21 protein-coding genes and 1 pseudogene are annotated in these 23,838 nt (G+C 72.1%); 7 read left to right on the top strand and 15 right to left on the bottom strand.

Annotation, left to right across the window (positions count from 1 at the left end):
* The first annotated feature begins 115 nt into the window (after positions 1 to 115).
* Positions 116 to 880 carry a GntR family transcriptional regulator gene (locus tag NMN56_RS38220; RefSeq protein WP_274047424.1) on the top strand — a complete coding sequence of 255 codons (765 nt, stop codon included), beginning with the start codon at positions 116 to 118 and terminating at the stop codon, positions 878 to 880.
* Between the two features lie 80 nt (positions 881 to 960).
* On the opposite strand, the gene NMN56_RS38215 is transcribed toward NMN56_RS38220, so the two are convergent.
* Positions 961 to 2,136, bottom strand: a complete 1,176-nt coding sequence (locus NMN56_RS38215; RefSeq protein WP_283742552.1) for an ROK family protein — start codon at positions 2,134 to 2,136, stop codon at positions 961 to 963.
* 256 nt (positions 2,137 to 2,392) lie between these two features.
* Between NMN56_RS38215 and NMN56_RS38210 the strand changes: the two genes are divergently transcribed.
* Both NMN56_RS38210 and NMN56_RS38205 read left to right on the top strand, forming a co-directional pair.
* Positions 2,393 to 2,737 carry a hypothetical protein gene (locus tag NMN56_RS38210; RefSeq protein WP_274047422.1) on the top strand — a complete coding sequence of 115 codons (345 nt, stop codon included), beginning with the start codon at positions 2,393 to 2,395 and terminating at the stop codon, positions 2,735 to 2,737.
* A gap of 47 nt (positions 2,738 to 2,784) precedes the next feature.
* The gene (locus NMN56_RS38205) at positions 2,785 to 3,195 is read left to right on the top strand and encodes a hypothetical protein (protein WP_274047420.1); all 411 of its coding nucleotides are present in this window, start codon (positions 2,785 to 2,787) and stop codon (positions 3,193 to 3,195) included.
* 94 nt (positions 3,196 to 3,289) lie between these two features.
* Here NMN56_RS38205 and mug read toward each other — a convergent pair whose 3' ends face one another.
* From mug to NMN56_RS38165, 8 genes and pseudogenes are all read right to left on the bottom strand, one after another.
* Positions 3,290 to 3,784 carry a G/U mismatch-specific DNA glycosylase gene (gene mug / locus NMN56_RS38200; RefSeq protein WP_274047418.1) on the bottom strand — a complete coding sequence of 165 codons (495 nt, stop codon included), beginning with the start codon at positions 3,782 to 3,784 and terminating at the stop codon, positions 3,290 to 3,292.
* A 56-nt stretch (positions 3,785 to 3,840) separates the two neighbouring features.
* Positions 3,841 to 5,271 (bottom strand): adenylosuccinate lyase, encoded by a 1,431-nt coding sequence (gene purB, locus NMN56_RS38195; protein WP_274047417.1) that lies wholly within the window; start codon positions 5,269 to 5,271, stop codon positions 3,841 to 3,843.
* Positions 5,272 to 5,295: 24 nt separating this feature from the next.
* On the bottom strand, positions 5,296 to 6,111 hold the full coding sequence (locus NMN56_RS38190; RefSeq protein WP_274047416.1) for an SGNH/GDSL hydrolase family protein: 816 nt from the start codon (positions 6,109 to 6,111) through the stop codon (positions 5,296 to 5,298).
* Positions 6,112 to 6,226: 115 nt separating this feature from the next.
* Complete coding sequence (locus NMN56_RS38185; protein WP_274047415.1) at positions 6,227 to 7,237, bottom strand: hemolysin family protein; 1,011 nt, start codon at positions 7,235 to 7,237, stop codon at positions 6,227 to 6,229.
* Complete coding sequence (locus NMN56_RS38180) at positions 7,234 to 8,598, bottom strand: hemolysin family protein (RefSeq protein ID WP_274047414.1); 1,365 nt, start codon at positions 8,596 to 8,598, stop codon at positions 7,234 to 7,236. The genes NMN56_RS38185 and NMN56_RS38180 overlap by 4 nt, the downstream gene beginning before the upstream one ends.
* A gap of 219 nt (positions 8,599 to 8,817) precedes the next feature.
* Positions 8,818 to 9,275: pseudogene (locus NMN56_RS38175) on the bottom strand (GNAT family N-acetyltransferase).
* A gap of 127 nt (positions 9,276 to 9,402) precedes the next feature.
* Positions 9,403 to 11,973: an ABC transporter permease gene (locus NMN56_RS38170; protein WP_274047413.1), complete on the bottom strand. Its 2,571-nt coding sequence runs from the start codon at positions 11,971 to 11,973 to the stop codon at positions 9,403 to 9,405.
* A gap of 12 nt (positions 11,974 to 11,985) precedes the next feature.
* Positions 11,986 to 12,768, bottom strand: a complete 783-nt coding sequence (locus tag NMN56_RS38165) for an ABC transporter ATP-binding protein (protein ID WP_274047411.1) — start codon at positions 12,766 to 12,768, stop codon at positions 11,986 to 11,988.
* 277 nt (positions 12,769 to 13,045) lie between these two features.
* On the opposite strand from NMN56_RS38165, the gene NMN56_RS38160 reads away from it, so the two are divergent.
* Positions 13,046 to 14,554, top strand: a complete 1,509-nt coding sequence (locus NMN56_RS38160) for an aldehyde dehydrogenase family protein (RefSeq protein WP_274047410.1) — start codon at positions 13,046 to 13,048, stop codon at positions 14,552 to 14,554.
* A 232-nt stretch (positions 14,555 to 14,786) separates the two neighbouring features.
* Here NMN56_RS38160 and NMN56_RS38155 read toward each other — a convergent pair whose 3' ends face one another.
* The 3 genes from NMN56_RS38155 to phnA all read right to left on the bottom strand — a co-directional run bounded on the left by NMN56_RS38155 (position 14,787) and on the right by phnA (position 18,870).
* Positions 14,787 to 15,983 (bottom strand): TIGR03364 family FAD-dependent oxidoreductase, encoded by a 1,197-nt coding sequence (locus NMN56_RS38155; RefSeq protein WP_274042635.1) that lies wholly within the window; start codon positions 15,981 to 15,983, stop codon positions 14,787 to 14,789.
* Between the two features lie 31 nt (positions 15,984 to 16,014).
* The gene (locus NMN56_RS38150; protein WP_274042634.1) at positions 16,015 to 17,487 is read right to left on the bottom strand and encodes an MFS transporter; all 1,473 of its coding nucleotides are present in this window, start codon (positions 17,485 to 17,487) and stop codon (positions 16,015 to 16,017) included.
* A gap of 132 nt (positions 17,488 to 17,619) precedes the next feature.
* Positions 17,620 to 18,870: a phosphonoacetate hydrolase gene (gene phnA / locus NMN56_RS38145; protein WP_274042633.1), complete on the bottom strand. Its 1,251-nt coding sequence runs from the start codon at positions 18,868 to 18,870 to the stop codon at positions 17,620 to 17,622.
* 235 nt (positions 18,871 to 19,105) lie between these two features.
* Between phnA and NMN56_RS38140 the strand changes: the two genes are divergently transcribed.
* From NMN56_RS38140 to NMN56_RS38130, 3 genes are read left to right on the top strand one after another with little or no spacing between them, the layout of a single operon-like run.
* The gene (locus NMN56_RS38140; RefSeq protein WP_274042632.1) at positions 19,106 to 20,089 is read left to right on the top strand and encodes a LysR family transcriptional regulator; all 984 of its coding nucleotides are present in this window, start codon (positions 19,106 to 19,108) and stop codon (positions 20,087 to 20,089) included.
* 15 nt (positions 20,090 to 20,104) lie between these two features.
* Positions 20,105 to 20,356: a toxin-antitoxin system HicB family antitoxin gene (locus NMN56_RS38135; RefSeq protein WP_274042630.1), complete on the top strand. Its 252-nt coding sequence runs from the start codon at positions 20,105 to 20,107 to the stop codon at positions 20,354 to 20,356.
* Positions 20,353 to 20,724 (top strand): fic family toxin-antitoxin system, toxin component, encoded by a 372-nt coding sequence (locus NMN56_RS38130; RefSeq protein WP_274042629.1) that lies wholly within the window; start codon positions 20,353 to 20,355, stop codon positions 20,722 to 20,724. Before NMN56_RS38135 ends, NMN56_RS38130 begins: the two co-directional genes overlap by 4 nt.
* Before the next feature lie 18 nt (positions 20,725 to 20,742).
* On the opposite strand, the gene NMN56_RS38125 is transcribed toward NMN56_RS38130, so the two are convergent.
* The 3 genes from NMN56_RS38125 to NMN56_RS38115 form a co-directional block, all read right to left on the bottom strand.
* The gene (locus NMN56_RS38125) at positions 20,743 to 21,411 is read right to left on the bottom strand and encodes a class I SAM-dependent methyltransferase (RefSeq protein WP_274042628.1); all 669 of its coding nucleotides are present in this window, start codon (positions 21,409 to 21,411) and stop codon (positions 20,743 to 20,745) included.
* Between the two features lie 71 nt (positions 21,412 to 21,482).
* A complete protein-coding gene (locus NMN56_RS38120) occupies positions 21,483 to 22,586 on the bottom strand; it encodes a hypothetical protein (RefSeq protein ID WP_274042627.1) in 1,104 nt (367 codons plus the stop codon).
* Positions 22,587 to 22,588: 2 nt separating this feature from the next.
* Positions 22,589 to 23,641 (bottom strand): hypothetical protein, encoded by a 1,053-nt coding sequence (locus tag NMN56_RS38115; protein ID WP_274042626.1) that lies wholly within the window; start codon positions 23,639 to 23,641, stop codon positions 22,589 to 22,591.
* Positions 23,642 to 23,838 lie beyond the last annotated feature (197 nt).

Here is a 23,838-nt window from a genome sequence, read left to right as displayed (position 1 = left end):
ACTGATTGGTCTTGACCAAGGGTGGGGGTCGCCCTATCGTCGGGCATACGCAAGGACCTTTAAAAAACAAGCACACATAAACGCCTCTGGGCGTACGGGGATTGCGGAGGCAAGGGTGGGGACCACGCAGCTGGAGACGGTGCCGGAGCCGAAGTACTGGCACCTCAAGACCGTGCTCTCCGACGCGCTCGACTCGGAGTTCGCGGTCGGGGAGATCCTGCCGAACGAGCGTGAGCTGGCGGCCCGCTTCGGCGTCGCGCGCGCCACGCTCCGGCAGGCGCTCGAACAGCTGGAGCTGGAAGGCAGACTCCAGCGCCGCCGCGGTGTCGGCACCACCGTCGCGCCGCCCCGCGTGGGCGTCGACGTCGGCCCCGGCCAGGGCGGCCCGAACGTATGGCCGGGAGCGGCAGGGGACGCCTGGTACACCGAGGACCACGAGGAGACCGTTCCGCCCGCCATGGTCGCGAGCCTGCTCGGCACCGAAGGCGAGCCCGTGCACGCGGTGCGCCGCAGCCGCACGACCAACGGCCAGCCGGTGGCGACCGAGATCCTCTACGTCCCCGCGGCCACCGTGCCGGGACTTCCGGCCGAGCCCGTCGAGGCCGTCCCGGGGACGGGCGGAGCGGCACGCGCCCGCGCGGTACTGCGCGAGCTGCACCGCCGTGAACTCGACGGCCAGGACCGTACGGTGGAGCTGGGTTCGATCCGCGCCGACGACGCACGCAGGCTCGACCGGCTGCCCGGAGCCCCCGTCCTCGTCGTCACGACGCGGTACGTCGCGGACGGGCACACCGCGGCCCTCGCCGTCTCCACGTTCCGCGCCGACACCTGCCGCCTCTCCTTCAGCGACGGCGAGGGCGTCCCACTCCTCGCCGGCTGAACCGCACGCCCCCGGCTTCGGCCCGGCGCACTGCGTCCCGCCGCGGCTGAACGCGGGCCGCGCGGGCGCCCGTTCCGGGCTCAGCCCGCCTCGGCGCCCTCGACGGCGAACAGCTCGCGCTCGACATGGTCGAGCGCGAGCCGTAGTGCGCCCGTCGCCACCGCCGTCTCGCCGCGCAGTGAGAGCGCCACACGCGGCGGGCGCAGGCAGTAGCGCTCCAGTTCGGCTCTGAGCGGGTCCAGCACGCCGTCGAGGCCCGAGGCCCAGCCGCCGACTATCAGCAGCTCGGGATCGAGGGCCAGTACCAGCGCCGCCACGTCGTGCACGAGGCGGGCCAGGAAACGGTCCATCGCGCGTCCCGCGCGCTCGTCACCGCCCCGCGCCTGCGCGAACACCCGCGCGACGGCTGCCTCGTCCAGCGGATGCAGCGGCTCGTCCGTCGTCGACAGCAGCCGCTCCGGCGTCGCCTCCCTGCCCAGCAGGTGCAGCGCCCCGATCTCGCCGGCCGCGCCCCCGAATCCCCGGTGCAGCCGCCCGCCGATCAGCGAACCGGCGCCGGGGCTCAGCCCCGCGAGGACCATCACCACATCGTCCACACCGCGCGCGGCGCCCTTCCAGTGCTCGGCCAGCACACCCGCGTTCGCGTCGTTCTCCACCAGTACGGGGCACCGGAACGAGCGCCGCAGCCGCTCTCCCAGCGGCAGCCCCGTCCAGCCGGGCAGCGCCGTGCCCAGGCGTACCGTTCCGTCGGCCTCCACGATGCCCGGGGAGCCCACGCCCACGGCACGCAGCGTGTCCCGCGCGACATCGGTCCTGCGCAGCAGCTCGGCCACCGTGCCGCGTGCGCGTTCCAGGCGTACGTCGGCCGTGGCCGTCTCGGCGACCTCGCGGGCCACCGTTCCCGCGATGCGGCCCGTCAGGTCCGAGAGCACGGCGGCGACCCGGTGCGGCCCGATCTCGACACCCAGCAGGTGCCCGGCCTCCGCGCGGAAGCGGAAGCGCCGCGCCGGCCGCCCGCGCCGCGAGGGGACGGGCGCTTCGTCCGGGTCGTCGGGCGCCTCGGCCACCAGCCCCGTCTCGATCAGCCCCTCGACCACGCCCTCGACCGTCGGACGGGAGAGTTCCGTCGCGCGCACCAGCTCGGTGAGGGTGAGCGCGTGTGCGGCTGAGGTGTCGGACCCGCGCAACGCCCGCAGTACGACCGTGGAATTGATCCGCCGCAACAAGGACGGATCCCTCCCCGTGAGCCTGCTCAACGTCGCCCTCCTCGCCAGTCCGTGGGGCGGATCGTAGCCGGTCACGGCGGTCACGGCGAGTGTTCTGCACCGCACACGACCAGCGGGAAGGCCCCCTCCACACCGCCCCCACACGCCCCGGTTCGGCCCAATCCGCATATCTAAGGCAAAGCGGCGGTTGGATCGGGCGCGGGTGGGGGCGGCCGTCGTGGTGCACGCGGCGGGTGCACGGGGGGTGGCGGACGAGCGAGGCGAGAGGCGAGCGAGGGGAAGCGACATGCGAGTTCCGGTGAGGGCGGCCGTCGCGAGTACGGCGGTCGGGCTGTGGGCGGCCTTTGTACCCGCGACGGCGGCGACCGCCGTATCCGTCCCAGGGCCCGTGCCGACACCCTCGGCGGTCACGGCGGGGACAGGCGGCGGTGTGAGCGCGGACCGTGAGGCCGCGGGCGGCCCGGGGCGGTCGCTGCCGGTGCCGGGGCCGCACCCCTCCCAGGACGGCGGCGAGCGGGACGGGCCGGGCGCCGGCGGGATCGGCACACCCGCCCTGTCAGCAGCGGTGCTTCTGCTCCTGGCCGGTGGCTGGTTGGTCAAGCGCGGCCGGGGGCGTCGCGCCGGGCGGTGATCGCCTGCGGCCAACGGACTGTCAGTGGTGCGAGGTTGACTGTCCCCATGTTCGTCGCACCGCATCTCGCCGCCATCGACAGCCTGCGCTCCCAGCCCGCCGCGCGCGTCGCGGAGTTACGCACGGGTGAGGTGGGAGCGGACGAGGACGCGGCGGATCTGCTGGAGGCCGAGCGGGAGTTCGACACCGACTGCGAGGCGCTGTGCTTTCTTCTCTCCCAGCGGTGGGGCGAGCCGGCGACGCTGGATCTCACCGGGCACCTCGTACGGCTCGCCGGGGGCGCCGAACTGCCCGAACCCGAGCGCACGCTGTGCGGCCTGGTCACCGAACTGCGCGTATGGACCGTGGAGAACAGATGGCTGGGCGTCGGCGTGGCCCGCTGGGGCGAGGCGGGCCCGCTGCAACTGCTCGCCGCCATAGGCGAAGAGGGCAGAGGGCGCCCCGCGGACCCCGGCTGAGCCGGTGCCGGGACCCCGGCCTGGATCTCGGCCGGGGCCCCGGGCGGGCCGGTCGCCGTCCGGGCCCCGGGCCGGGCGGTCCGGGCGGTCCGGGTCAGTCGCCTTCCGAGGCGGCCTCGCGCAGCCGCGCGAACTCCGCTGCCATCGCGGACGGTGACCAGTGCGCGTTGAGACCGCTCGGGTTGGGGAGCGCCCAGACGCGGGTGGCCCCGATCGTGCGGTCCTGCGGGCCCACCTGGGCCGTACGGTCGCCGAACGCCGAGCGGTAGGCCGTGATGCCGACGACCGCCAGCCAGGCGGGCCGCAGCCGTGCCACCTTCTCCTCCAGCAGCCGCCCGCCCTCGGTGAACTCCTCGGGGCTCAGCTCGTCGGCGCGCGCCGTGGCCCGCGTGACGACGTTGGTGATGCCGAGCCCGTACGTGAGCAGCTCGCGCTCCTCTTCGGGGCGCAGCAGGCGCGGAGTGAAGCCCGACGCGTGCAGCACCGGCCAGAAGCGGTTGCCCGGCCGGGCGAAGTGGTGGCCCGAAGCGGCCGACATCAGGCCGGGGTTGATGCCGCAGAACAGGACCCGGAGGTCCTCGGCCGCCACGTCGGGGACGAGACGGCCGCGCGCTGCCTCCAGTTCCTCCTGGGTGAAGCGGGGGCTCAGAGGATCGCCCCGGGGGTGTAGGCGGCGGCCTCGGGGTACAGCTTGGCGACCTCACCGACCCGCGCGACCACCTCGGTTGTCTGCGCGCCCGCCGCTCCGGTGAAGGAGAGCTGGTCGGCCATCAGTTCGGCGAGCCCGTCCTTGTCGAGCGGGATGCGCGGGTCGGCCGCGAGCCGGTCCAGCAGTTCGTTGCGCTCGGCGCCCGCGCGCAACGACAGGGCCGAGGCCACCGCGTGCTCCTTGATCGCCTCGTGCGCCTCCTCGCGCCCGACACCGGCGCGCACGGCGGCCATGAGCACCTTCGTGGTGGCCAGGAACGGCAGGTACCGGTCCAGCTCCCGCGCGACCACGGCGGGGAAGACGCCGAACTCGTCCAGCACCGTCAAGAACGTCTCCAGCATCCCGTCGAACGCGAAGAACGCGTCCGGCAGCGCCACGCGGCGCACCACGGAGCAGGAGACATCGCCCTCGTTCCACTGGTCGCCCGCCAGCTCGCCCGCCATCGAGGCGTAGCCGCGCAGGATCACCATCAGCCCGTTGACGCGCTCGCAGGAGCGGGTGTTCATCTTGTGCGGCATCGCGGAGGAGCCGACCTGGCCCTCCTTGAAGCCCTCCGTCACCAGTTCCTGGCCCGCCATCAGCCGGATGGTCTTCGCCAGCGACGAGGGCGCGCCGCCCAGCTGCACCAGCGCGCTGACCACGTCGTAGTCCAGCGAGCGCGGATAGACCTGGCCGACCGAGGTGAACACCTGCCCGAAACCGAGGTGTTCGGCGATGCGCCGCTCCAGGTCGGCGAGCATCTCCTCATCGCCGCCCAGCAGGTCCAGCATGTCCTGCGCCGTGCCCATGGGCCCCTTGATACCGCGCAGGGGATAGCGCTTGAGCAGGTCGTCCAGCCGTGCGAAGGCGGCCAGCAGCTCGTCGGCCCCGGTCGCGAAGCGCTTGCCCAGCGTGGTGGCCTGCGCGGCGACGTTGTGCGAACGGCCCGCCATCACCAGGGCCGCGTGCTGGCCCGCCAGCCCGCCCAGCCGCGTCAGCAGCGCGACCGTGCGGTCGCGTGCCAGCTCCAGGGAGAGCCTGATCTGGAGCTGCTCGACGTTCTCTGTCAGATCCCGCGAGGTCATGCCCTTGTGGATCTGCTCGTGCCCGGCCAGCGCGTTGAACTCCTCGATGCGGGCCTTCACATCGTGCCGGGTGACCTTCTCGCGCTCCGCGATCGAGGCGAGGTCCACGTCCTCCACGACCCGCTCGTAGTCGGCGACGGCCTCCTCGGGCACCGCGATGCCCAGGTCCCGCTGCGCCTTCAGCACGGCGAGCCACAGCCGCCGCTCCAGCACGATCTTCGACTCGGGGGACCAGATACGGACCAGCTCGGGGGAGGCGTAACGGGACGCCAGGACGTTCGGGATACGCGGCTTGTCAGTCACGTCACCGAAGTCTACGGGCCCGGCCTACGGGGTGTCGTCGCAGGCCAGTGCCGTCAGCTCGGGCCGCTTGGGAACCCGTCCGTCGCCCGTGGAACGGCCGGTCAGCCGACGCCCTATCCACGGCAGCAGATGGGTGCGGGTGAAGCGCAGGTCGGCGGTCCTGCGCGCGTACCAGGAGGGCGGGGGCGAAGGCGGCAGCGGAGCGTTCCAGTCCGATTCGGCGGGCAGCCCGAGCCGCTGCCACACGGCCTCGGCGACCCTGCGGTGCCCCTCAGCCGTCAGATGCAGCCGGTCGTCGGCCCACATCCGCTGGTCGGCCAGCGCCTCGGACCCGTACAGGTCCACCACCAGCGCGCCGTGCCGCTCCGCCAGCCCGTCGATGAAGTCGAACAGCTGCTCCATGCGCGGCCGGTACCGCTCCAGCACCGGGCCGTTGCGCCCCGGGCTGCGCATGAGGACGAGCGTGCCGCAGGTCGGTGCGAGGGTGGCGGCTGCCTCCTCCAGCAGCGCGCACACCCGCTCGGTGTCGCAGTTCGGCCGCAGTACGTCGTTGAGCCCTCCGACGAGCGTCACCAGATCGGCGCCCATCGCCGCGGCCGGCGCGATCTGGTCGGAGGTGATCTGGCCGATCAGCTTGCCGCGCACCGCGAGGTTCGCGTAGCGGAAGCCCTCCTGGCGGGCGGCGAGCCGGGCAGCGAGGAGATCGGCCCAGCCACGGTAGGAGCCGTCGGGCAGGGCGTCCGACATGCCCTCGGTGAACGAGTCACCGAGGGCGACGAAGGAGCCGATCGCCGTGCGCTGCGCGGGCGGGACGGGAGAGGTGGGCACTGTGCTGGTCACGATCGCCCATCGTAGCTCGATGCCCCGGGCAACCAGTCCTCTCCCGCCCCGGCGCCGGCCCGCGAGGGCGGGCCACGGCGGCCCGACGGACCATGGCGGCCCACCCTCGCGGGCGTTACGCCTGACCCACCAGTTCCCGCAGCAGGTCCTCCATCGTCACGATGCCCGTCGCGCGCCCGTCGGTGCCGGTGACGGCCGCCAGGTGCGTGCCGCTGGAGCGCATCGCGCCGAGCACGTCGTCCAGCGGCAGTGAGCCGCGCACCCGGGCGATCGGCCGCATGGCCGTGACCGGGAACGGCTCCTCGCGGGGCGAGGCGTCCAGCGCGTCCTTGACGTGGAGGTAGCCCAGCACGCGCCCGTCGTCGTCGACCACGGGGAAGCGGGAGAAACCGGAGCTGGCCGACAGCCGCTCCAGGCTCTCCGGGGTGACGCCCCAGCTGGCCGTGACCAGCCGGTCGAGCGGCTGGGCCACGTCACCGACCGGGCGGCTGCCCAGCTCCAGCGCGTCCCGCAGCCGCTCCGTCGAACGGTCGTCCAGGAGCCCCGCCTCGCTGGAGTCGGCGACCATCTGGGCCAGGTCGTCGTCCGAGAACGCCGACTCGACCTCGTTCTTCGGCTCCACCCGCAGCAGCTTCAGCAGCGTGTTCGCGAACGCGTTGACCGTGAAGATCACCGGCCGCAGCCCGCGTGCCAGGGCCACCAGCGAGGGACCGAGCGCCAGCGCCGCCCGGGTGGGCCCGGCCAGCGCGATGTTCTTGGGCACCATCTCGCCCAGCAGCATGTGCAGATACGTCGCCAGCGCCAGCGCGATCACGAACGAGATCGGGTGGATCACGCCCGTGGGCATGCCGACGGCGTGGAAGACCGGCTCCAGCAGGTGCGCGATGGCCGGTTCGGCGACCACACCGAGCACCAGGGTGCACAGCGTGATGCCGAGCTGGGCCGCCGCGAGCAGCTGCGAGACGTGCTCCAGGCCCCACAGCACCTTGCGTGCGCGCTTGTCGCCCTCCTCGGCCAGTGGCTCGATCTGGGCCCGCCGTACCGAGATCAGCGCGAACTCGGCTCCGACGAAGAAGGCGTTGACCACCAGGGTCAGCAGACCGATGAACAGCTGTACCGCGATCATCGTCGCGCCCCCCTGCTTCTGGCGTGCTCGGCGTGCTCGGTGTGCTGCTCCGCGGGCGAGGGCCCGTGGAGCCTGACCCGTGCCGCACGCCGCCCGCTCGCGTCCGCCACCTCCAGACGCCAGCCGGCGACGGTCACCCTGTCGCCGGGGGTCGGAATCCGGCCCAGCTCGGTGGCGACGAGGCCCGCGAGCGTCTCGTAGGGACCCTCGGGCGCCCGCAGTCCGATCGTCTCCAGCTGGTCGGTGCGTGCCGCGCCGTCGGCGTCATAGACCTTGCGGCCCTCGGCGTCCTCGCCGGCCGGCGCCAGATCGGGGGTCTCCAGCGGGTCGTGCTCGTCGCGGACCTCGCCCACGACCTCCTCGATGATGTCCTCCAGCGTGACGACGCCGGCGGTGCCGCCGTACTCGTCGATGACGAGCGCGATGCTGCGGTCCCCGCCCGAGAGCTGGTCAAGCAGCCGGTCCACGGTCAGCGACTCGGGTACGAGCAGCGCCTCGCGCATCAGCTCGGTCACCGGGCAGCGGTGCCGCTCTTCGGCGGGCACGGCCAGTACGTCCTTGATCCGTACGACGCCGACGACCGTGTCCAGATTGCCCCGGTAGACGGGGAAGCGGGACAGGCCCGTGGCGCGGGTGGCGTTCGCGACGTCCTCCGCCGTTGCCTGCACCTCCAGAGAGGTGACCTGCACACGGGGGGTCATCACGTTCTCCGCCGTCAGCTCGGCCAGATGCAGGGTCCGTACGAACAGGTCGGCCGTGTCCTCCTCCAGCGCGCCCTCCTTGGCGGAGTGCCGCGCCAGCGCCACCAGTTCCCTCGGTGAACGGGCCGAGGCCAGTTCCTCGGTGGGCTCAAGGCCCATCCGCAGCAGGATGCGGTTGGCGGTGTTGTTCAGGTGCCGGATGAGCGGACGGAAGGCCGCGGAGAAGATCCGCTGCGGCGTCGCGACCTTCTTGGCGACCGGCAGCGGCTTGGAGATCGCCCAGTTCTTGGGCACCAGCTCACCGATCACCATCAGCACCATGGTGGACACGGCGGTGCCCAGCACCAGTGCGATGGACGAGGAGGCGGAGGCGGGCACGCCCATGGCGCGCAGCGGGCCCGCGATCAGTCGTGCGATGGACGGCTCGGAGAGCATGCCGACCACCAGGTTGGTGACGGTGATGCCCAGCTGGGCGCCGGAGAGCTGGAAGGTGAGCGACTTGACGGCCTCAAGGGCGCTCTTCGCGCCCCGCTCCCCACGCTGCTCGGCCCGCTCCAGTTCACTGCGTTCGACCGTCGTCAGCGAGAACTCCGCCGCGACGAAAGCGCCACAGGCGAGCGCCAGAAGCAGGGCCACCAGCAGCAGGAGCACTTCCGTCATCGGTCCTTCACCTCCCTCCCATGGTCGGGCAGGGAGCGCGTGCACGCGCGGTGTCTGTGGCTACTACTAGGAGGGTCGCCCATGGGCGGACGCTCACACCTTTCAGATCCGATGAAGGCGCCGGGCCTGCTCTGGCAGGTCCGGCGGGGGCTGTTCATCGTAAACGGGGAGTGACCTGTCCGTGTTCCCGACGGGACGGGTATGCGGTGCTCCGGTACGTCAGCCCGCCAGCGTTTTCACCCAGCGACGCCATTGCGGCTGCGGAGCGTAACCGGCGGCCTTCCAGGCGCGCTGTGCCCGCTCGTTGTCGTCCAGCACCATCGCATCGCCCCGCCGCCCTCCGAGCGCGGCGAACCGGTCCTCGGCCGCGGCCAGCAGCGCGCGGGACACACCCCTTCGGCGGTGCGAGGGAAGGACGGCCAGGCGGTAGAGCGAACACCTCCAGCCTCCCCCAGGCTCCGCCCGGGAGGTGCCCCCAGGCCGGCGACAACGGTCCCGACCAGCGCGCCGTCCGCCTGCGACTCCGCGAGCAGCAGCGCTTCGGGGTCCCGTGCGATCAGGTTCGCCACGCCCGTCCTGTCGTCGCTGACGCTGGTGCCCTCGGCCGCCTCCGCCCAGAAGGCCAGCACCGCGTCGATGTCGTCCTCGCGCGCGGGACGTATCCGGAGATCGTTCATGGCGGTATCCCAGCACGCGGCGTACGCGGGCCGCCAGGGAGTTCCACTGGGCGGACGGGGGTCCGCGCAGGTCAAGGCCCCTTCTGTGAGCGATGTCAAGGCTCCTTCCGTGAGCGGGCGTTGGTCCTCACTCGTGGGCGATGGCCGCGAGCACGTTCATCCGGGAGGCGCGCAGTGCGGGCAGCAGCGCGGCGACGAGGCCGATGAGTGCCGAGCCCACGACGACACCGCCGATCGTCCACCACGGGATGCCCAGCGCCGTCATACCCTCAAGCGCCAGCACCTCCCGTATGGCCACGCCCCACACCAGCCCGAGGCCGAGGCCCAGCACGGCTCCGAACACGGCGATGACCACCGACTCCAGCCGCACCATCCGCCGCAGCTGCCGCCGGGACATGCCGATGGCGCGCAACAGCCCCAGCTCCCGCGTCCGTTCGACGACGGAGAGCGCCAGCGTGTTCACCACGCCCAGCACCGCGATCACGATGGCGAGCCCCACCAGCGCGAACAGCAGATAGAGCAGCACCGCGATCTGCTCCCGCACCAGCTCCTTGTAGTCCGCCCTGTCGCGCACCTTGACCTGCGGATAGCCCTCCAGCGCCCCGTCCAGCGAGGCACGCAGCTCCTTGGTTTCCGTGCCGGAGGCGGCCGTGATCAGCAGCGAGGAGTCCAGCCCTCCGGGCGCCGCCTTCTCCAGCGTGGGAAGGCCCATCACCAGGCCCGCGCCGCCGAGCCCTTCGCCCGAGCCCGTACGGGTCACGGCCGCGACGGTCAGCCGCATCCGCTCGCCCGTCGCGAGCCTGGCCGACAGCCGTGCGCCCACCTTCAGGTTCTGCTTCTCCGCGAACCTCTCGCTCACCGCGGTCCGTCCAGGGCGCAGCGCGGCGCGCGTACTGCCCTTGACGTACTCGACGGACGTCACCTTCTCCAGCCCCGGGTCGGCCGCAGCCGCGGGGCTCATGACCTCCTCACCGTCCGGGAGGGTCAGCCGCGTCTGCACGATGCGCTGCCGTACGAGCGTGCCGACGCCGTCCGTCCCGCGCACCCGGTCGGTGACCTCCTGCGGGAACGGCCCGAAGCTGTCGTTCTGCACGACCAGGTCGGCGCCCAGGGATCTGTCGATCTGCTCGTCGAAGGACAGCGTGATCGAGGAAGCGGCCACCGACATGCCCACCACCAGCGCGAGCCCCACCATCAGCGCGGACGCCGTGGCGCCCGTACGGCGCGGGTTGCGCAGCGCGTTGCGCTGGCTCAGCCGTCCCACCGACCCGTACACGCGCGGGAAGGCGCCGCCCAGCACGCGGATCACGGGCCGTACCAGCAGCGGCCCCGCGATCACGGTGGCCACCAGCGTGCACACGATCCCCAGCCCCAGCAGCGGGAAGGCGCCGGAGGTCTCCGTGCTGAGCGCGCAGCCCACCAGCGCCGCTGCGCCCGCTGCCGCGATCAGCGTCCCGGCAACGGCGCGTACGCGCAGCGGGCGCCCCACGCCGGTGGTCTCCACATCGGCGAGCGCCGCCATGGGCGAGATCCGCGCGGCACGCCGGGCCGGCAGATAGGCGGCGAAGAACGTCACGCCGACCCCCACCACGTAAGCGGCCACCGGTGTCGACCAGCGCACCGTGACCTCGGCCGCCTCCAGGTTCATGCCGAAGGCGCTCATCAGGCCGATCAGCCCCAGCGCGAGCCCGATGCCGGCCCCGAGGCCCAGCGTCGAGCCGAGCACGCCCAGCAGCAGCGCCTCGGTCAGCACCGATCTGCGCACCTGGCGGCGGTCGGCGCCCAGCGCGCGCAACAGGCCCAGTTCGCGGGTGCGCTGCGCGATGAGCATGGAGAACGTGTTGACGATGAGGAAGACGCCGACCAGTACGGCGACCCCGGCGAAGCCGACCATCACATACGTGAGGATGTCGATGAATTCGCCGAAGTCCTCGGCCTGGGACGTGGCCTGCTCGGCCGCCGTCTCGTACTCGTAGTCCGCCGGGCCCAGCGCAGCCGCGATCCGCTTCTTCAGCGCGGCGTCAGCCACCCCGGGCTCGGCCTGCACCTGCACACCGGTGGCCGCGGCTTCCTTGCCCAGCAGCTTGCGCTGAGCCGTCGCCGTGTCGAGGAAGACGAGGGTGGCCCCGGGGTTGGTGGTGGTGAACGTGGCGATGCCGACGATGCGGACGTCGAAACTGCCGGGCGCGGCCTGGACGCGCAGCGGGTCGCCGATCTCCAGGTCCTCGCGCTCGGCCGTGTCCGCGTCGATCAGCGCCTCGTCCGGGCCGCGCGGCGCGTGTCCGCTGGTCAGCTCGACCGGACTGCGGTCCGTGACATACCAGTTGTCGGCGATCGTGGGTGCGCCGGTGTCCGGGCCGACCGAGTTGTTCTCGCTGTCGACGACGGTGATGTTCTCCGCCGACACGTTGAGCCAGGACTTCTGCACGCCCTCCACGCGCGCGACCTTGTCGCGCACCTCGGCGGGAAGCGTCGGTACGCGGCCCGAGGGGAACTGTCCGCCCTCCTCGAACTCCGTCTTCGGTGACACGGTCACATCGGCGGCCGTCGACTTGAACAGCGCGTCGAACGTACGGCTGACGGTGTCGGAGAAGATCAGGCTGCCGGAGACGAAGGCCACCGACAGCAGCACGGCCAGGCAGGACAGCAGCAACCTGCCCTTGTAGGCGAGGAAGGACCGCAGCGTCGCGCGTAACACGGCCGCCGCCCCTCAGCCGTGCCGGATCACGTCGAAGCGCTTCATGCGCTCCAGCACGGCCTCGGCCGTCGGGTTCGCCATCTCGTCGACGATCCTTCCGTCACCGAGGAACAGGACCAGGTCCGCGTAGGAGGCGGCCACCGGGTCGTGCGTGACCATCACCACGGTCTGGCGGAGGTCGTCGACGGCGGCCCGCAGGAAGGTCAGCACCTCGGCGCCCGAACGGGAGTCGAGGTTGCCCGTCGGCTCGTCCGCGAAGATCAACTCGGGCCGTGAGGCCAGGGCCCGTGCGCACGCGACCCGTTGCTGCTGCCCGCCGGACAGCTGCGCCGGCCTGTGCCGCAGCCGGTCGCCCAGCCGCAGCGTCCCGATCACCGTGTCCACCCACGCCTTGTCGGGCTTGCGGCCCGCGATGTCCATGGGCAGCGTGATGTTCTCGGCGGCCGACAGGGTCGGCAGCAGGTTGAACGACTGGAACATGAACCCCACGCGGTCCCTGCGCAGTTGGGTCAGCCGCCGGTCGTCCAGCCCGGTGACCTCCGTCTCTCCAAGCCATACCCGGCCCGATGTGACCGTGTCCAGGCCGGCGAGACAGTGCATCAGCGTCGACTTGCCCGAGCCCGAGGGGCCCATCACCGCCGTGTACCTGCCGCGTGCGATCGTCACATCGACCGCGTCCAGCGCGACCACCGCCGTCGGTCCCGTCCCGTACGCCTTGGTGAGCGACTCGGCACGCGCGGCGACCCCCGCGCCCTCGGCGGCCCCGTCGGGTTTCGCCGTCTCCGGTGTGGACATTGTTCCTCCCCCGGTCCCAACTCCCCTGGAGTGCTTGAGAGTAGAGGCGCCGCAGCCGCCTGGGAATCCGCTCGGGGTAGGACATCAGGGGAGACGGACGGGCCCCGGGGACCGCCGTACCGGGCCCCGAGAGCCGCGTGCCGGCCGCGTGCCGACCGTGGGCGCGAAGGGACCATAGGGGCGCCCTATCGCCCCCATTCGCGAATCACGGATGGTCCGCGCGCCCGTACTGCGTGAGCCTGGCCGCGACCGAGCAGACCAGCGGAAGGGCCGCTTCATGGCAGACAGCGAGGCAGTCGGCGAGGCAGACAGCGCGGACATCCGGCGGCAGGCGGTGGCGGCACACCACACGCTCAACCTCATCGACGGCCGATGGCGGCCGTCCGAGTCGGGCCAGACCCGCACCAACCACAACCCCGCCGATGTGACCGACACCGTCGGCGAGTTCACCGAGTCCGGCGGCGTGGACACGGACCACGCCGTCGACGCGGCGGCAGCGGCGCTCCCGGCCTGGCGGGGCCTCGGCTCCCTGCGCCGTGGCGAACACCTCGCCGCCGCTTCGGCGTTGCTCGCCGGGCGGGCCGAGGAGTTCGTGCGCGCCATCACCCGCGAACAGGGCAAGCTGCTGGCCGAGGCCAGGGGCGAGGTCAAACGGGCCCGCGCCGTACTGGACTTCACGGCCGGGCAGGCCCGCCTGCTCGGCGGTGTCACGGCACCCGCCGAGGAGGAACGCACCTTCGCCTACACCTTCCGGCGCCCGCTGGGCGTCGTAGGGCTCATCTCGCCCTGGAACTTCCCCCTGGCCATCCCCATGTGGAAGGTGGCACCGGCTCTGCTGTCCGGCTGTACGGCGGTGCTGAAGCCGTCCCCGCTGACCCCGCTCACAGCCGCGCTGCTCGCCGAGGTCTTCCACGAGGCGGGGCTCCCTGCCGGTGTCCTCAACCTCGTCCAGGGCGACGCCGCTGCGGGCGAGGCACTCGTCGCGCACCCCGAGGTCAAGGGCATCAGCTTCACCGGTTCCCTGGGTGTGGGCACCGCCATCCACACCGGTGGCGCCGCACGCCTGCTGCGCACACAGCTCGAACTCGGCGGCAAGAACGCGGTCGTCGTGCTCGACGACGCCGACCTCGACAAGGCGGTCGACGCTGTCATACACGGCGCGTTCGGGCAGGCCGGCCAGCGGTGCAGCGCCACCAGCCGCGCCGTGGTGGACGTCAGGGTGCGCGACGACTTCCTCGACCGCCTCGTCGCCCGCGTCGCCAAGCTGCGCGTCGGCCCCGGCGACGACCCCGACGCGCAAGTCTGCCCCCTCGTCAGCCCGGCCCGCGTGGAAGCGGCACTGGACGCGGTCGCCGGAGCGCGCCGCGACGGCGCCACGGTGCTGTGCGGCGGGGCACGCGAGGAGCGCCCCGGGCTCCCCGACGGCTGCTACGTCCAGCCCACCGTCATCAGGGACGTGCCCTGGGACAGCGAACTCGCCCAGGAAGAGGTCTTCGGTCCGGTCCTCGCCGTCGTGGACGCCGACGGCTTCGACGACGCCATGCGGATCGCCAACTCCGTGAAGTACGGCATGTCGGGGACGGTCTTCACCGCCTCCCAGGCCCGGGCCTTCGAGGCGGTCGAACGCTTCGAGGCGGGCATGCTGCACGTCAACCGGCCCGGCGTCGGCGCGTACGCCCATCTCCCGCACGTCGGCAGCAAGGCGTCGCAGTACGGGCCGCCCGAGTGCTCCCCGGAGGTCTTCGACTTCTACACCGAGTGGCACTCGGCCTGCATCAGCTACTGAGCCCGCCGCACCCACCTGCACGGACGGCGGCCCCCGGGACCGCCGTCCTGAGCCGCACGAGGCGGTCTCCCGGGCCGCACAGAGGCAGCCGAGCCGCACAGAGGCGGGGGGGGCCCCCGGGTTTGCGCCCACCAGGATTTCCGCGTCCGGGTCTTCCGCGTCCGGGTCTTCCGCGTCCGGGTTGTCCGCCTACGAGGCCGGGACGTCACCCAGGGCGAGGGTTTCCCACGGCCTAGCCGGGCCGGGGACCGGCCGGGACGGGGGTGTTCGCGGACGTGGGGGTTGGGGCGGGAGCGCCGTGTCCGACGACCTCCTCGGCCAGGCCGAAGGAGAGCGTCATTCCCGCGCCGCCCACGCCGTTGACCACCGTCACGCCGGGCTCGGGACTGACGACGAGTTCGGTACGGCCGTCACGCAGCGAGGGATAGTGGCCCTCCCACCGTTCCGTCACGACCGGCTCGGGCACCTTCGCGAACGTACGCAGATACCGGAGCACGGCCTCGTTGATGCCCTCGTCCTGGAACGGGTCGTGCGTGCCCGCGTACGCGTGGCTGTCCCCGATGGTCAGCCGCCCGTCCGCCGTCTGCGAGAGCAGGACGTGGACGCCGTGCTCCCTCTCGTAGGGCAGTTGGGTGTCGAGCCTGGCCCGCAGCGCGGCCTGCGCCGCCAGGCCCTCGAACGCCGCGTAGTGCAGCAGCGTCAGCCCGCCGCACAGCATCGGCCCCAACTGCCAGCCGCCCGGCTGGACCCGGGTACGCATCATCTGGAGCTTGCAGCGCAGCAGACCGCTGGTGGCGAACACGTCCGGGTACAGCGTCGCGAAGTCGTTCCCGCTGCACACGTACACCCGGTCGGCCCGCCACTCGCCCGCCGTCGTGGAGACGGACGGCATGTCGATGCCCCGGACCGTCTCACCGAACCGCACCTCGACCCCGTACTCACCGGCGAGATGCGCGGCGACGGCAGGGATCGCCGCACGCGGATCGACGTTGACCTCCGTAGGGCTCCACAGCGCGCCCAGCAGCCCTTCCTCGCGCACCGCAGGGCCACGTGCGGCGGCCTCGGCCGCCGTGACCATCCGCGCTCCTCGCTCGCGGGCGGGAGCGGAGGCGGTGAGGAACTCCTCCAGCACCGCCACCTCGTCCTCGTGGTGCGCCAGATGCAGCGAGCCGGTCTCCGCCGCCCACATGCCGGTCATGGCGGCGATCTCCAGCCACACCTCGCGGCTGCGCAGCGCGCGTTCGTAGACGGCGCCGCGCTGCTGGCCCACCGCCCAGATCATCCCGAAGTTCCGTATCGAGGCGCCGGCGGCGAAGTCGTCGCGTTCGAAGAGGACGACCCTGTCGCCGCCCCGCGCCGCGGCCAGCGCGTGTGCCAGGCCCACGATCCCGCCCCCGACGACCACGGTGTCAACTCGCTTGGCTCTCATGCGTTTTCCCTTCTTCCTCGGGCGGTCCCCGTCAGACGGCGGCGGGGTCGGCGGCGCGTGGCCGCCTGTTCCAGTGCGGAAGGAGCAGCAGCCCGGCGAGCAGAGCGGCGCCCGCGAAGCCGTAGAAGAGCGCGCTGCCCGAAAGGAACCCGGGCAGCAGCCCGCCGAGCACGGCGCCGAGGGAGCCGCAGCCGTTGACGAGCCCGGCGGCCGTACCCGCGCCGCCCTCGGAGCCGAAGTCGACGGCGGCCACGCACGAGATCATCGCGTCGGCCGCGTACACGGCCAGGCCGATCACGGCGAGCACGGCGATCATCACGCCCGGGTTGTGTGCCGCCGTCAGCGGCATGAACAGCGCCATCGCCACCGTGAGCAGCGCCAGCGCGAGCACACAGGGCGGCACCCTGCGCGAGCGGAAGACCTTGTCGGAGACCCAGCCGATGAGGATGGGCGCCGCGACCCCCGCGACACCGAAGGCGATGGGGATCAGTGTCGCGCCGACCTTGTCGACCTCGGGCAGCCGCTTGCTGACCAGGACGGGACCCCACAGCAGGATCGCGTAACGCGCGGGCTTGAGCAGGAAGTACGCGGCGCCGAGCGTCAGCACCATGCGGTCGCGCAGGGTCTCACGGTAGAGCGAGAGCGCGCCCCGCCGCGCAACCGTGCCCTCCTGCTCCCTTACGTCCGCCGCCCGTTCGCCCTGCTCCCGTACGTCCTCCGCCCGTTCGCCCTGCTCCCGTACGTCCTCCGCCCGCGTGCTCTCCGCCTGCCTGCTCTGAGCCCGTATCAGCTCCTCGGCGTCGTCCGCGAGCGGTGGCAGGCCCACGTCCTGTGGCTTGTCGCGCTGGAAGACGAGGAAGAGCACCAGCACGACGGCGAGCGTCGCCGAGCCCGCGAAGAACGCCGCGTGCCAGGAGTCGAGGACCGCGTAGGCCCACCAGCCCAGGAACGGGGGCGCGACCAGGCCGCCGAAGGCGTAGTTGGTGCTCCACACCCCCAGCACCCTGCCCCGTTCGCGCACCGTGAAGAAGCTGCTCATGTTCTTGCACAGCGGCGCCCAGCCCGCCGACTGTGCGAGGCCCTGGACGACCATCGCGGCGGCGAAGACGAGCAGGGCGCCGCTCAGCCCCATGGCGAGGGAGGCGAGGATCGCGCCCACCATGCCGCCGGCGACCACCACCCGCGGCCCGAACCTGTCGGCCCACATGCCCCAGGTGAACTGGCCCACCGCGTACGCGACCAGATACACCGCGTCCACGACGCCGAGCACCCGCTCCGTCAGCACCCCGTTGACCGCAGGGTCGTCGAGGATGCCGAGCTTGGCGACGGAGAACGCCTGCCGGACGAAGTAGAAGCCCGCGTACGTGATCCAGGTGATGGCGAAGATCTGCCAGCGCCAGCGCGCCACACGGGGCCAGGGGCGCGTCCTGGCCACCGCCTCCCGCGTGCTGACGGCCGGTTCTTCGGGCTCTTGCTGTCTTTCGTGTGGTGCGAGGTCGGCCATGGCGGCGTCCTGTCCTCGGCGAAAGGGGAGTGCGGGAGGTGCGGGGGAGTGCGGTACGTGCCGCGTTGCGGTACGTACCGCACCGGCAGGAGGAGCTGAGGGTGTGGAGGCGTACGGGCAGGGGGAGGGGGCTCAGCCGGCGGCGAGCGCCGTACCGATCCAGTAGCTGTCGAAGTTGCGCAGCCTGTGCCCCTCGGGCAGGCCGCTCACCTCGGCGTTCACCAGCAGCGGCACCCACTGCTCGGACAGCCCGCCGTGCGAGCGCAGGGGCTCCTTGAACCCCGAGATGTCGTGCCGCGCCGGGACCGTGCCCAGGGCGGTGTTCCGCTCGGAGATGACGACCAGTTCACCGATGCGGTCGCCCGGCAGCTCGAACCGCTCGCACGCCTCCTCGCGGGTGAGCACCGTCTCCACTCCGCCTAGTGCCCCCAACTCCCGTACGAGGGAGGGGACATCGGCGCTCTGAGGAAGGTGCACCGTCGCGTACGAACCCAGTGCGCCGTGGTGCACGGTGTACGGGTCGGTGATCGGCAGCACGACCCGTGCGGCGCCCTCACCGAGCCGGGCGTCCAGCTCGTCCTGGAGGAAGACGACCCGCGCCTCGCCCGCCCCGTCGCTCTTGGCGTTCATGCCGTGGTCCGCGGTCACCACCAGTACGGCGCCCAGTGCGTCGATCCGCTCGAAGTAGCCGTCCAGCATCGCGTAGAAGTCGTTCGCCACGGGCGAGCCCGGCGCGTGCTTGTGCTGGATGTAGTCCGTCAGCGACAGATACATCAGCTCCGGCCGCTCCGACTCCAGTACGGACACCCCGGCGGCCATCACCAGCTCGCTCAACTCGGCGCTGTAGACCGAAGGCTGCTCCATGCCGGTGCGCTCCAGCACCTTCGCGATGCCGTGCTCCTCCTCGGTCGCCTCGCTCGCCTTCTCCGCCGAGAAGCACATGCCGCCCCTGAGGCCCCGCCCCAGCAGGCGGCGCAGCTTGTCCTTGGCCGTGATGACGGTGACGAGGGCGCCCTCCTGCGAGAACCGCGCGAACAGCGTCTCGGCGCGCAGCAGTCCGGGGTCGTTCATCATGACCTCGGTACCGGAGTCAGGGTCGTAGAAGTAGTTGCCGCAGATGCCGTGCACCGACGGCGGTGCGCCCGTCGCGATGGACAGGTTGTTGGGGTTCGTGAACGACGGCATCGTGCACTCGGCGCGCAGATCACCGCCCCGGGTCAGCATCCGTTCCAGGAACGGCATCCGGCCGTCGGCGATGGCCCGTTCGTGATACGCGGCCTCGCTTCCGTCCACACACACCACGACGACGGGCCGGCGAGGCCAGGCGTACGAGCGTCCGTTGATCTCCAGCCGTGCGGGCAGCGCGGAATCGGCGTCCCTCATGTACGTGTCCATCCCTGTGGTCGGTCGGTGGGGAGAAGCCCGCGGCGTTCGTGCCGCGTTGCCGTCATGGGTAACACCGGCCGTGAGACGCGCAGAACCACCGGAAGCGCTATAGCCCGCATAGCCATATGGGCGCCCCCCGGACCCCTCCCCGCCAGCGCGTTTCCGGGTTACGCTCGCGGCGCTCCGCCGATCTTTCAGCGGCCGGCCGATCTTCAGCGGGAGGGGGAGCGCCGTGGAACTGAACCTGCACCGACTGTGGATCTTCATGCAGGTCGTCGAGCACCAGGGCTTCTCGGCCGCGGCCCGCGAGCTGTACATGAGCCAGCCCTCGGTCTCCAACCAGGTGCGCCGCCTGGAACAGTCCCTCCACGTCCCGCTCATCGACCGCTCGGGCGTCCGTGCGACGCCGACGGCCGAGGGCGAGGTCCTCGCCGCCTACGGCAAGCGCGTCTTTCTGCTCGCCGAGGAGGCGGTCGCCGCCGTACGCCAGGTCAGCGGCCTGGTCACGGGGCGGCTGCTCGTCGGCGGCTCCACCACCGTCGGCACCTATCTGCTGCCCTCGCTCCTCGCCAGGTACCGCGCCGCGCACCCCGGCATCGAGTGCGACATCTACGTCGGCAACAACGAGGCCGTACAGGAACGGCTGCTCAGCGGCGAGATCGGCGTCGCCGTCGTCGCGGGTAACCCGCACGCCACCCAACTGGTGGCCGAGACCATCCTCGACGAACGCCTCGTCCTGGTCGCGCCGCCCGCGCACCCGCTGGCCGCCCACGGAACCGGCGGCGGCGGTATCGCGCCCGAGGCGCTGGCCGGGGAGCGTTTCCTGCTGCGCGAGCCCGGCTCACAGACCCGTGAGCTGCAGGAGAAGGTGCTCACGGACTGGGGCCTCGACGGTGCGGCGCGCGGCGACGTGTGGGGGCCCGAGGCGGTCAAGCAGTGCGTCTCGGCCGGGTTGGGCCTCGCGCTGATCTCCGAGCATGCCGTCGATGTCGACGTACGGGCCGGGACCCTTGCCGTGCTGCCCGTACGTCCTGCGCCGCGTGCCCGCCCGATCAGCCTCGTACGCCGCCGGGACCGGCTGCTGTCTCCCGCGGAGAGCGCGTTCACCGCTCTGCTGCGGTCCCAGCGGGGCTGGCCGCCGCACGGTCAGGCCGCCCGCGGCCCACTGGAAGCCCCGGCAGCGGTCCCGGCAGCCTGGCGGGGGCTAGCGGAATAGTGCTAGCTTGAAGAGGTGGCCAAGACACAGATGAACGTGCGCGTGGACGAGACGACGGCGCAGGCGGCCCGGGAGCGGGCCCTCGCCCAGGGGGTGAGCGTGAACAGGTACATCGAGGAGCTGGTCCAGCGCGACGCGGCCGAGGTCGGCCGCTCCTTCGTGGACGCGGCATCGGACTTCATGAAGAGCTATGAATCGATCTTCTCCGAGGAGTTCGGCGCCCCAGAGAGCGGCGGAAGCGGGACCGGAAGCCGTCCGAAGGCGTGACCGTACGCATCGACCTCGCCTGGCTGCTCATCCTCGCCGAGGAGAAGACCCCCGGCGACCCGCGCGTCACCGACTACGGCGCACTTGTCGCCGCCGTCAGCAGGCACGAAGCCGCCATATTCGAGCGCCCCGTCTACGCCGAGCCGTCCGACCGCGCCGCCGCGCTGCTCCAACTCCTGCTGCACGTACCGGCGTTGGAGCGCTCCAACGCGATGTTCGCCTCGGCGGTCGCCTACGGATATCTCGTCGCCAGTGGCCTCAAGGTCGTGGTCTCGCCCGAACGCATCCGCGATCTGGCCCGCCTGATCAAGGACGGCACGGCTGACGTCCACGCCATCGCCGCCGAACTGCGCACCTGGACCCTGTAGTCACCCCGTGCCGTCCTCTTACGGCCGCCGGGCCCGCCCCAGCACATGGAAGGCGTGCGGCAGCGCGGGCCCGCCCTCCGGTACCCGCACCCGCCGGAACTCCAACTCCGTGAAGCCCGCGCCCTCGATGTCGGCCAACGGCTCCCGCGAGGTGTGACAGCCACCGAACAGGCGCGGCCACACCGTTGCGTCCACGGCGCGCTGCACAGCGGCCAGGCCAGGACGCCCCTCGGCCACGCCGTGCTCGTAGAACCGCAGTTCACCGCCAGGACGCAGCACCCTGGCGATCTCCCGCAGCGCGCGCTTCACATCCGGCAGCGAGCACAGCACCAGCGAGGTGACGGCCGCGTCGCACGAGGAGTCCGCCAGCGGCAGCTCTTCCGCCGTACCGGGCAGCACATCGATGTTCGCCTTCACACCGAGCGCTTCCTCAGCCGCCAACTGCCGCATCGTGCGCTCCGGTTCGACCGCGACGACCTCTGTGACGGTGTCCGGGTAGTGCGCGAAGTTCCGGCCGTTGCCCGCGCCGATCTCCGCAACGCGGCCCGAGAGCCCGGCCAGCAGCTCCGCCCTGTGTGCCGCTGTTCCGGCGCGCTGGTCGCTGATCACACTCATACGGGCGTAACACCGGGCGAACACGGGATGCCGTACGGCATCCCGTGGTGGACGGTTGGTCTTCGCGGGCATGCCGTGCTCCTCCCATTGGCGTCCCGCCAGCGTCCCTCGTGTGCTTCCCGATTCCAAGTAACCCCCTCGTCTCAGCCGAACCGCAGGATGCGCGGGGCGAAGGCGCCCTGGGGCCCGTCGGCCCTGCCGACCGACCACACCGTCGCCGTGCCAGGCACCGGCGCCAGCCGCAGCGTCCAGGACTCCCCCTCCCCGGCCACCGCGGGCTCGCTCTGCCCGGTGAACGACTCTCCGTCCCAGGCGAGGAAATCCGGCCCGGGGACAATCGGCGGAACCTCGCCCGGGGCCCACTTCTGCGAGCGCGCCACCGAGACCCAGCCCAGTTCACCGGAGGTGGCGGGCGCCAGCGAGCTGATCGAGCCGAAGTCGGTGGGCACGGCCACCCTGTCCCATGCCTCCCCGTCGAAGCGGACCAGCAGCGGCGGAATCGGCTTGCCGACCGGACCACCGACGAACCCGGCCGTGCCACCCGCCCACACCTCCGTAGGCGAGACCGCCAGCACACTGCCCACGGCCGCCCGCGGGAACCCGGACACGATCGTCTGCTGCCACTCCTGCCCGTCCCAGTGCGAGACGGTCGCACCCGAGTTGGAGGCGCCCGCCGCCCATACGTCGCCGGAGGCCAGGACATGCAGGCCGTACACGGCACCCGGCGGCACCGGCATGTCCCGCCAGCCGTTCCCGTCCCGGCGCAGCAGCACCTGCGCGCCGTCCCGCGAACCGATCAGCCAGGTCTCGCCGCCGCCGGTGACGACTCTGGTCAGCACGACACCGCGCGGCGCGCGGCTCTCGTTCCAGGCGCTGCCGTCGAAGCGGAGCAGGCGGGCGCCGCCCGCCGAGTCGCGGCCGACCGCCCATACGGCGGTCGGCGAGGTCGCGGCGACGGACAGCAGCTCTCCCTGCCAGCGGACCCCGGGCAGATTCTGGCGCTGCCACGCGGTTCCGTCCCACCGCAGCAACAGCGGGAAGCCCGGCGCCTCGCGCCCGACGGCATCGGCACCCACGGCCCACGCCTGGTCAGGCCCGAACGCCACGGCCTCGTTCAGCCCGGCCTGCGGGCGTACCTGCTCCGGGACCGGAACGTGCTGCCAGGACAGTTCCGCCGCTGCCGAGGTCACGAGGGCCACGAGGGTCATGGCGACGGCGAGGGCCAGAACGAGAAGTCGGCGTGCCATGGTCAGCCTCCCAGCCGCTCGCTCATCAGGTTCGGTTTGGAGCCGTAGATCTCAACGGTCCCGAAGGCCAGCAGCGAGGACCCGGCCCGCGCCAGCTCACGCGGTTTGACGTCGATCGCGTTCGTGCGCTCGGGCCCGTAGGAGAAGGTGGTGCGGCGGCCCTCCAGCCGCGCGTACTTCGACTGGAAAGCGCGGTCGCTGCGCACCGGCAGCCACAGCGCACCGTCAGGACCTCGCACCATGGCCTCGGTGTAGGTGTCACCCAGCGGCGGAAAGGAGGTGCGCCAGGCACGCCCGTTCCAGGCCATCAGATACGTGCGGCCCCCGTCGTCCCCGTACTGACTGCCACCGACCGTGACACGCCCCGCCCGTTCGAGCAGAACCGTGTGCACGTTGCTGTTCGCAGGCAGCGCCACCTTCGCGTCCCGCCACACCTTCCCGTCCCAGCGCAGAACGCTGGTCCCGGTGCTGCTGTCCCCCCAGGCCCAGGCGTCGTCAGCGGCACGCGCGTTGATCCCCATCACGTAATGCACACCGTCAGGCGCCGACTGCGTGGTCCAGCCGGACCCGTCGTAGTGCAGCACCTTCAGCCCGCTGTCGTCCTCACCGACCACCCACGCCGCACCCGGCACCGCGGCGAAGTCCTGATAGGTCCACAGCGTCTGCGGCAGCGGAACGGCACTCCACCCACCCGCGGACCGGCGCAGGATCTCCCCCTCACCCCCGCGGTTATGGAAGATCCACACCTCCTTACCGACGAACTGCACCTTCCCGAGCCAGCCCAGCTCACCGGCACCGGGGAAGGAGGTGTCCCGGCTCCATTCCACGCCGTCCCACCGGTACAGCATCGGCCGCAGCCCGTCGCCGGCATGCTCGTACCCGGTCGCCCACGCCTCCCCCGACCCCCGGGCGGCAAGATCCGACACGGTCACAGGCGAGACAGCAGCCGCAGGCACAGGCAACGCCGACCAACCCGGCGCCACAGCCGAAGCAGGCGAAACCGACGCGACACACGCAAGGAACAGGCAGACAACAACCACACGGAGACCGTTCACGAGCCCCCCAAAGCGCGAAGGCCGCACAGCCTAGGGCCGCCCACACGCCCCCGCACAGGAGCCGTCCGGCCCTTGACTTCCCAAGCCCTCGCCCCCCTCTGCCCCTGAAGGACGCGGCAAGACATGTCCCCCGAGGCTGCGACACAAGCACTTCGGACCAGGCCCCGATACGGGCGGGGGGAGTCCTAGAGGGGGGC

The organism is Streptomyces iconiensis, from assembly GCF_028657195.3.
GTDB classification, from domain to species: domain Bacteria; phylum Actinomycetota; class Actinomycetes; order Streptomycetales; family Streptomycetaceae; genus Streptomyces; species Streptomyces iconiensis.
Note: the sequence above shows the minus strand (reverse complement) of the source record. Positions and strands in the feature narration are given on the sequence as shown.

Excerpts from the sequence above, each read along its gene's own strand:
- phnA (WP_274042633.1), bottom strand. The coding sequence starts at position 18,870 with ATGAGGGACGCCGATTCCGCGCTGCCCGCACGGCTGGAGATCAACGGA.
- NMN56_RS38205 (WP_274047420.1), top strand. The coding sequence starts at position 2,785 with ATGTTCGTCGCACCGCATCTCGCCGCCATCGACAGCCTGCGCTCCCAG.
- NMN56_RS38165 (WP_274047411.1), bottom strand. The coding sequence starts at position 12,768 with ATGTCCACACCGGAGACGGCGAAACCCGACGGGGCCGCCGAGGGCGCG.
- NMN56_RS38155 (WP_274042635.1), bottom strand. The coding sequence starts at position 15,983 with ATGAGAGCCAAGCGAGTTGACACCGTGGTCGTCGGGGGCGGGATCGTG.
- NMN56_RS38150 (WP_274042634.1), bottom strand. The coding sequence starts at position 17,487 with ATGGCCGACCTCGCACCACACGAAAGACAGCAAGAGCCCGAAGAACCG.
- NMN56_RS38185 (WP_274047415.1), bottom strand. The coding sequence starts at position 7,237 with ATGATCGCGGTACAGCTGTTCATCGGTCTGCTGACCCTGGTGGTCAAC.
- NMN56_RS38125 (WP_274042628.1), bottom strand. The coding sequence starts at position 21,411 with ATGCCCGCGAAGACCAACCGTCCACCACGGGATGCCGTACGGCATCCC.
- NMN56_RS38180 (WP_274047414.1), bottom strand. The coding sequence starts at position 8,598 with ATGACGGAAGTGCTCCTGCTGCTGGTGGCCCTGCTTCTGGCGCTCGCC.
- NMN56_RS38210 (WP_274047422.1), top strand. The coding sequence starts at position 2,393 with ATGCGAGTTCCGGTGAGGGCGGCCGTCGCGAGTACGGCGGTCGGGCTG.
- NMN56_RS38120 (WP_274042627.1), bottom strand. The coding sequence starts at position 22,586 with ATGGCACGCCGACTTCTCGTTCTGGCCCTCGCCGTCGCCATGACCCTC.
- NMN56_RS38160 (WP_274047410.1), top strand. The coding sequence starts at position 13,046 with ATGGCAGACAGCGAGGCAGTCGGCGAGGCAGACAGCGCGGACATCCGG.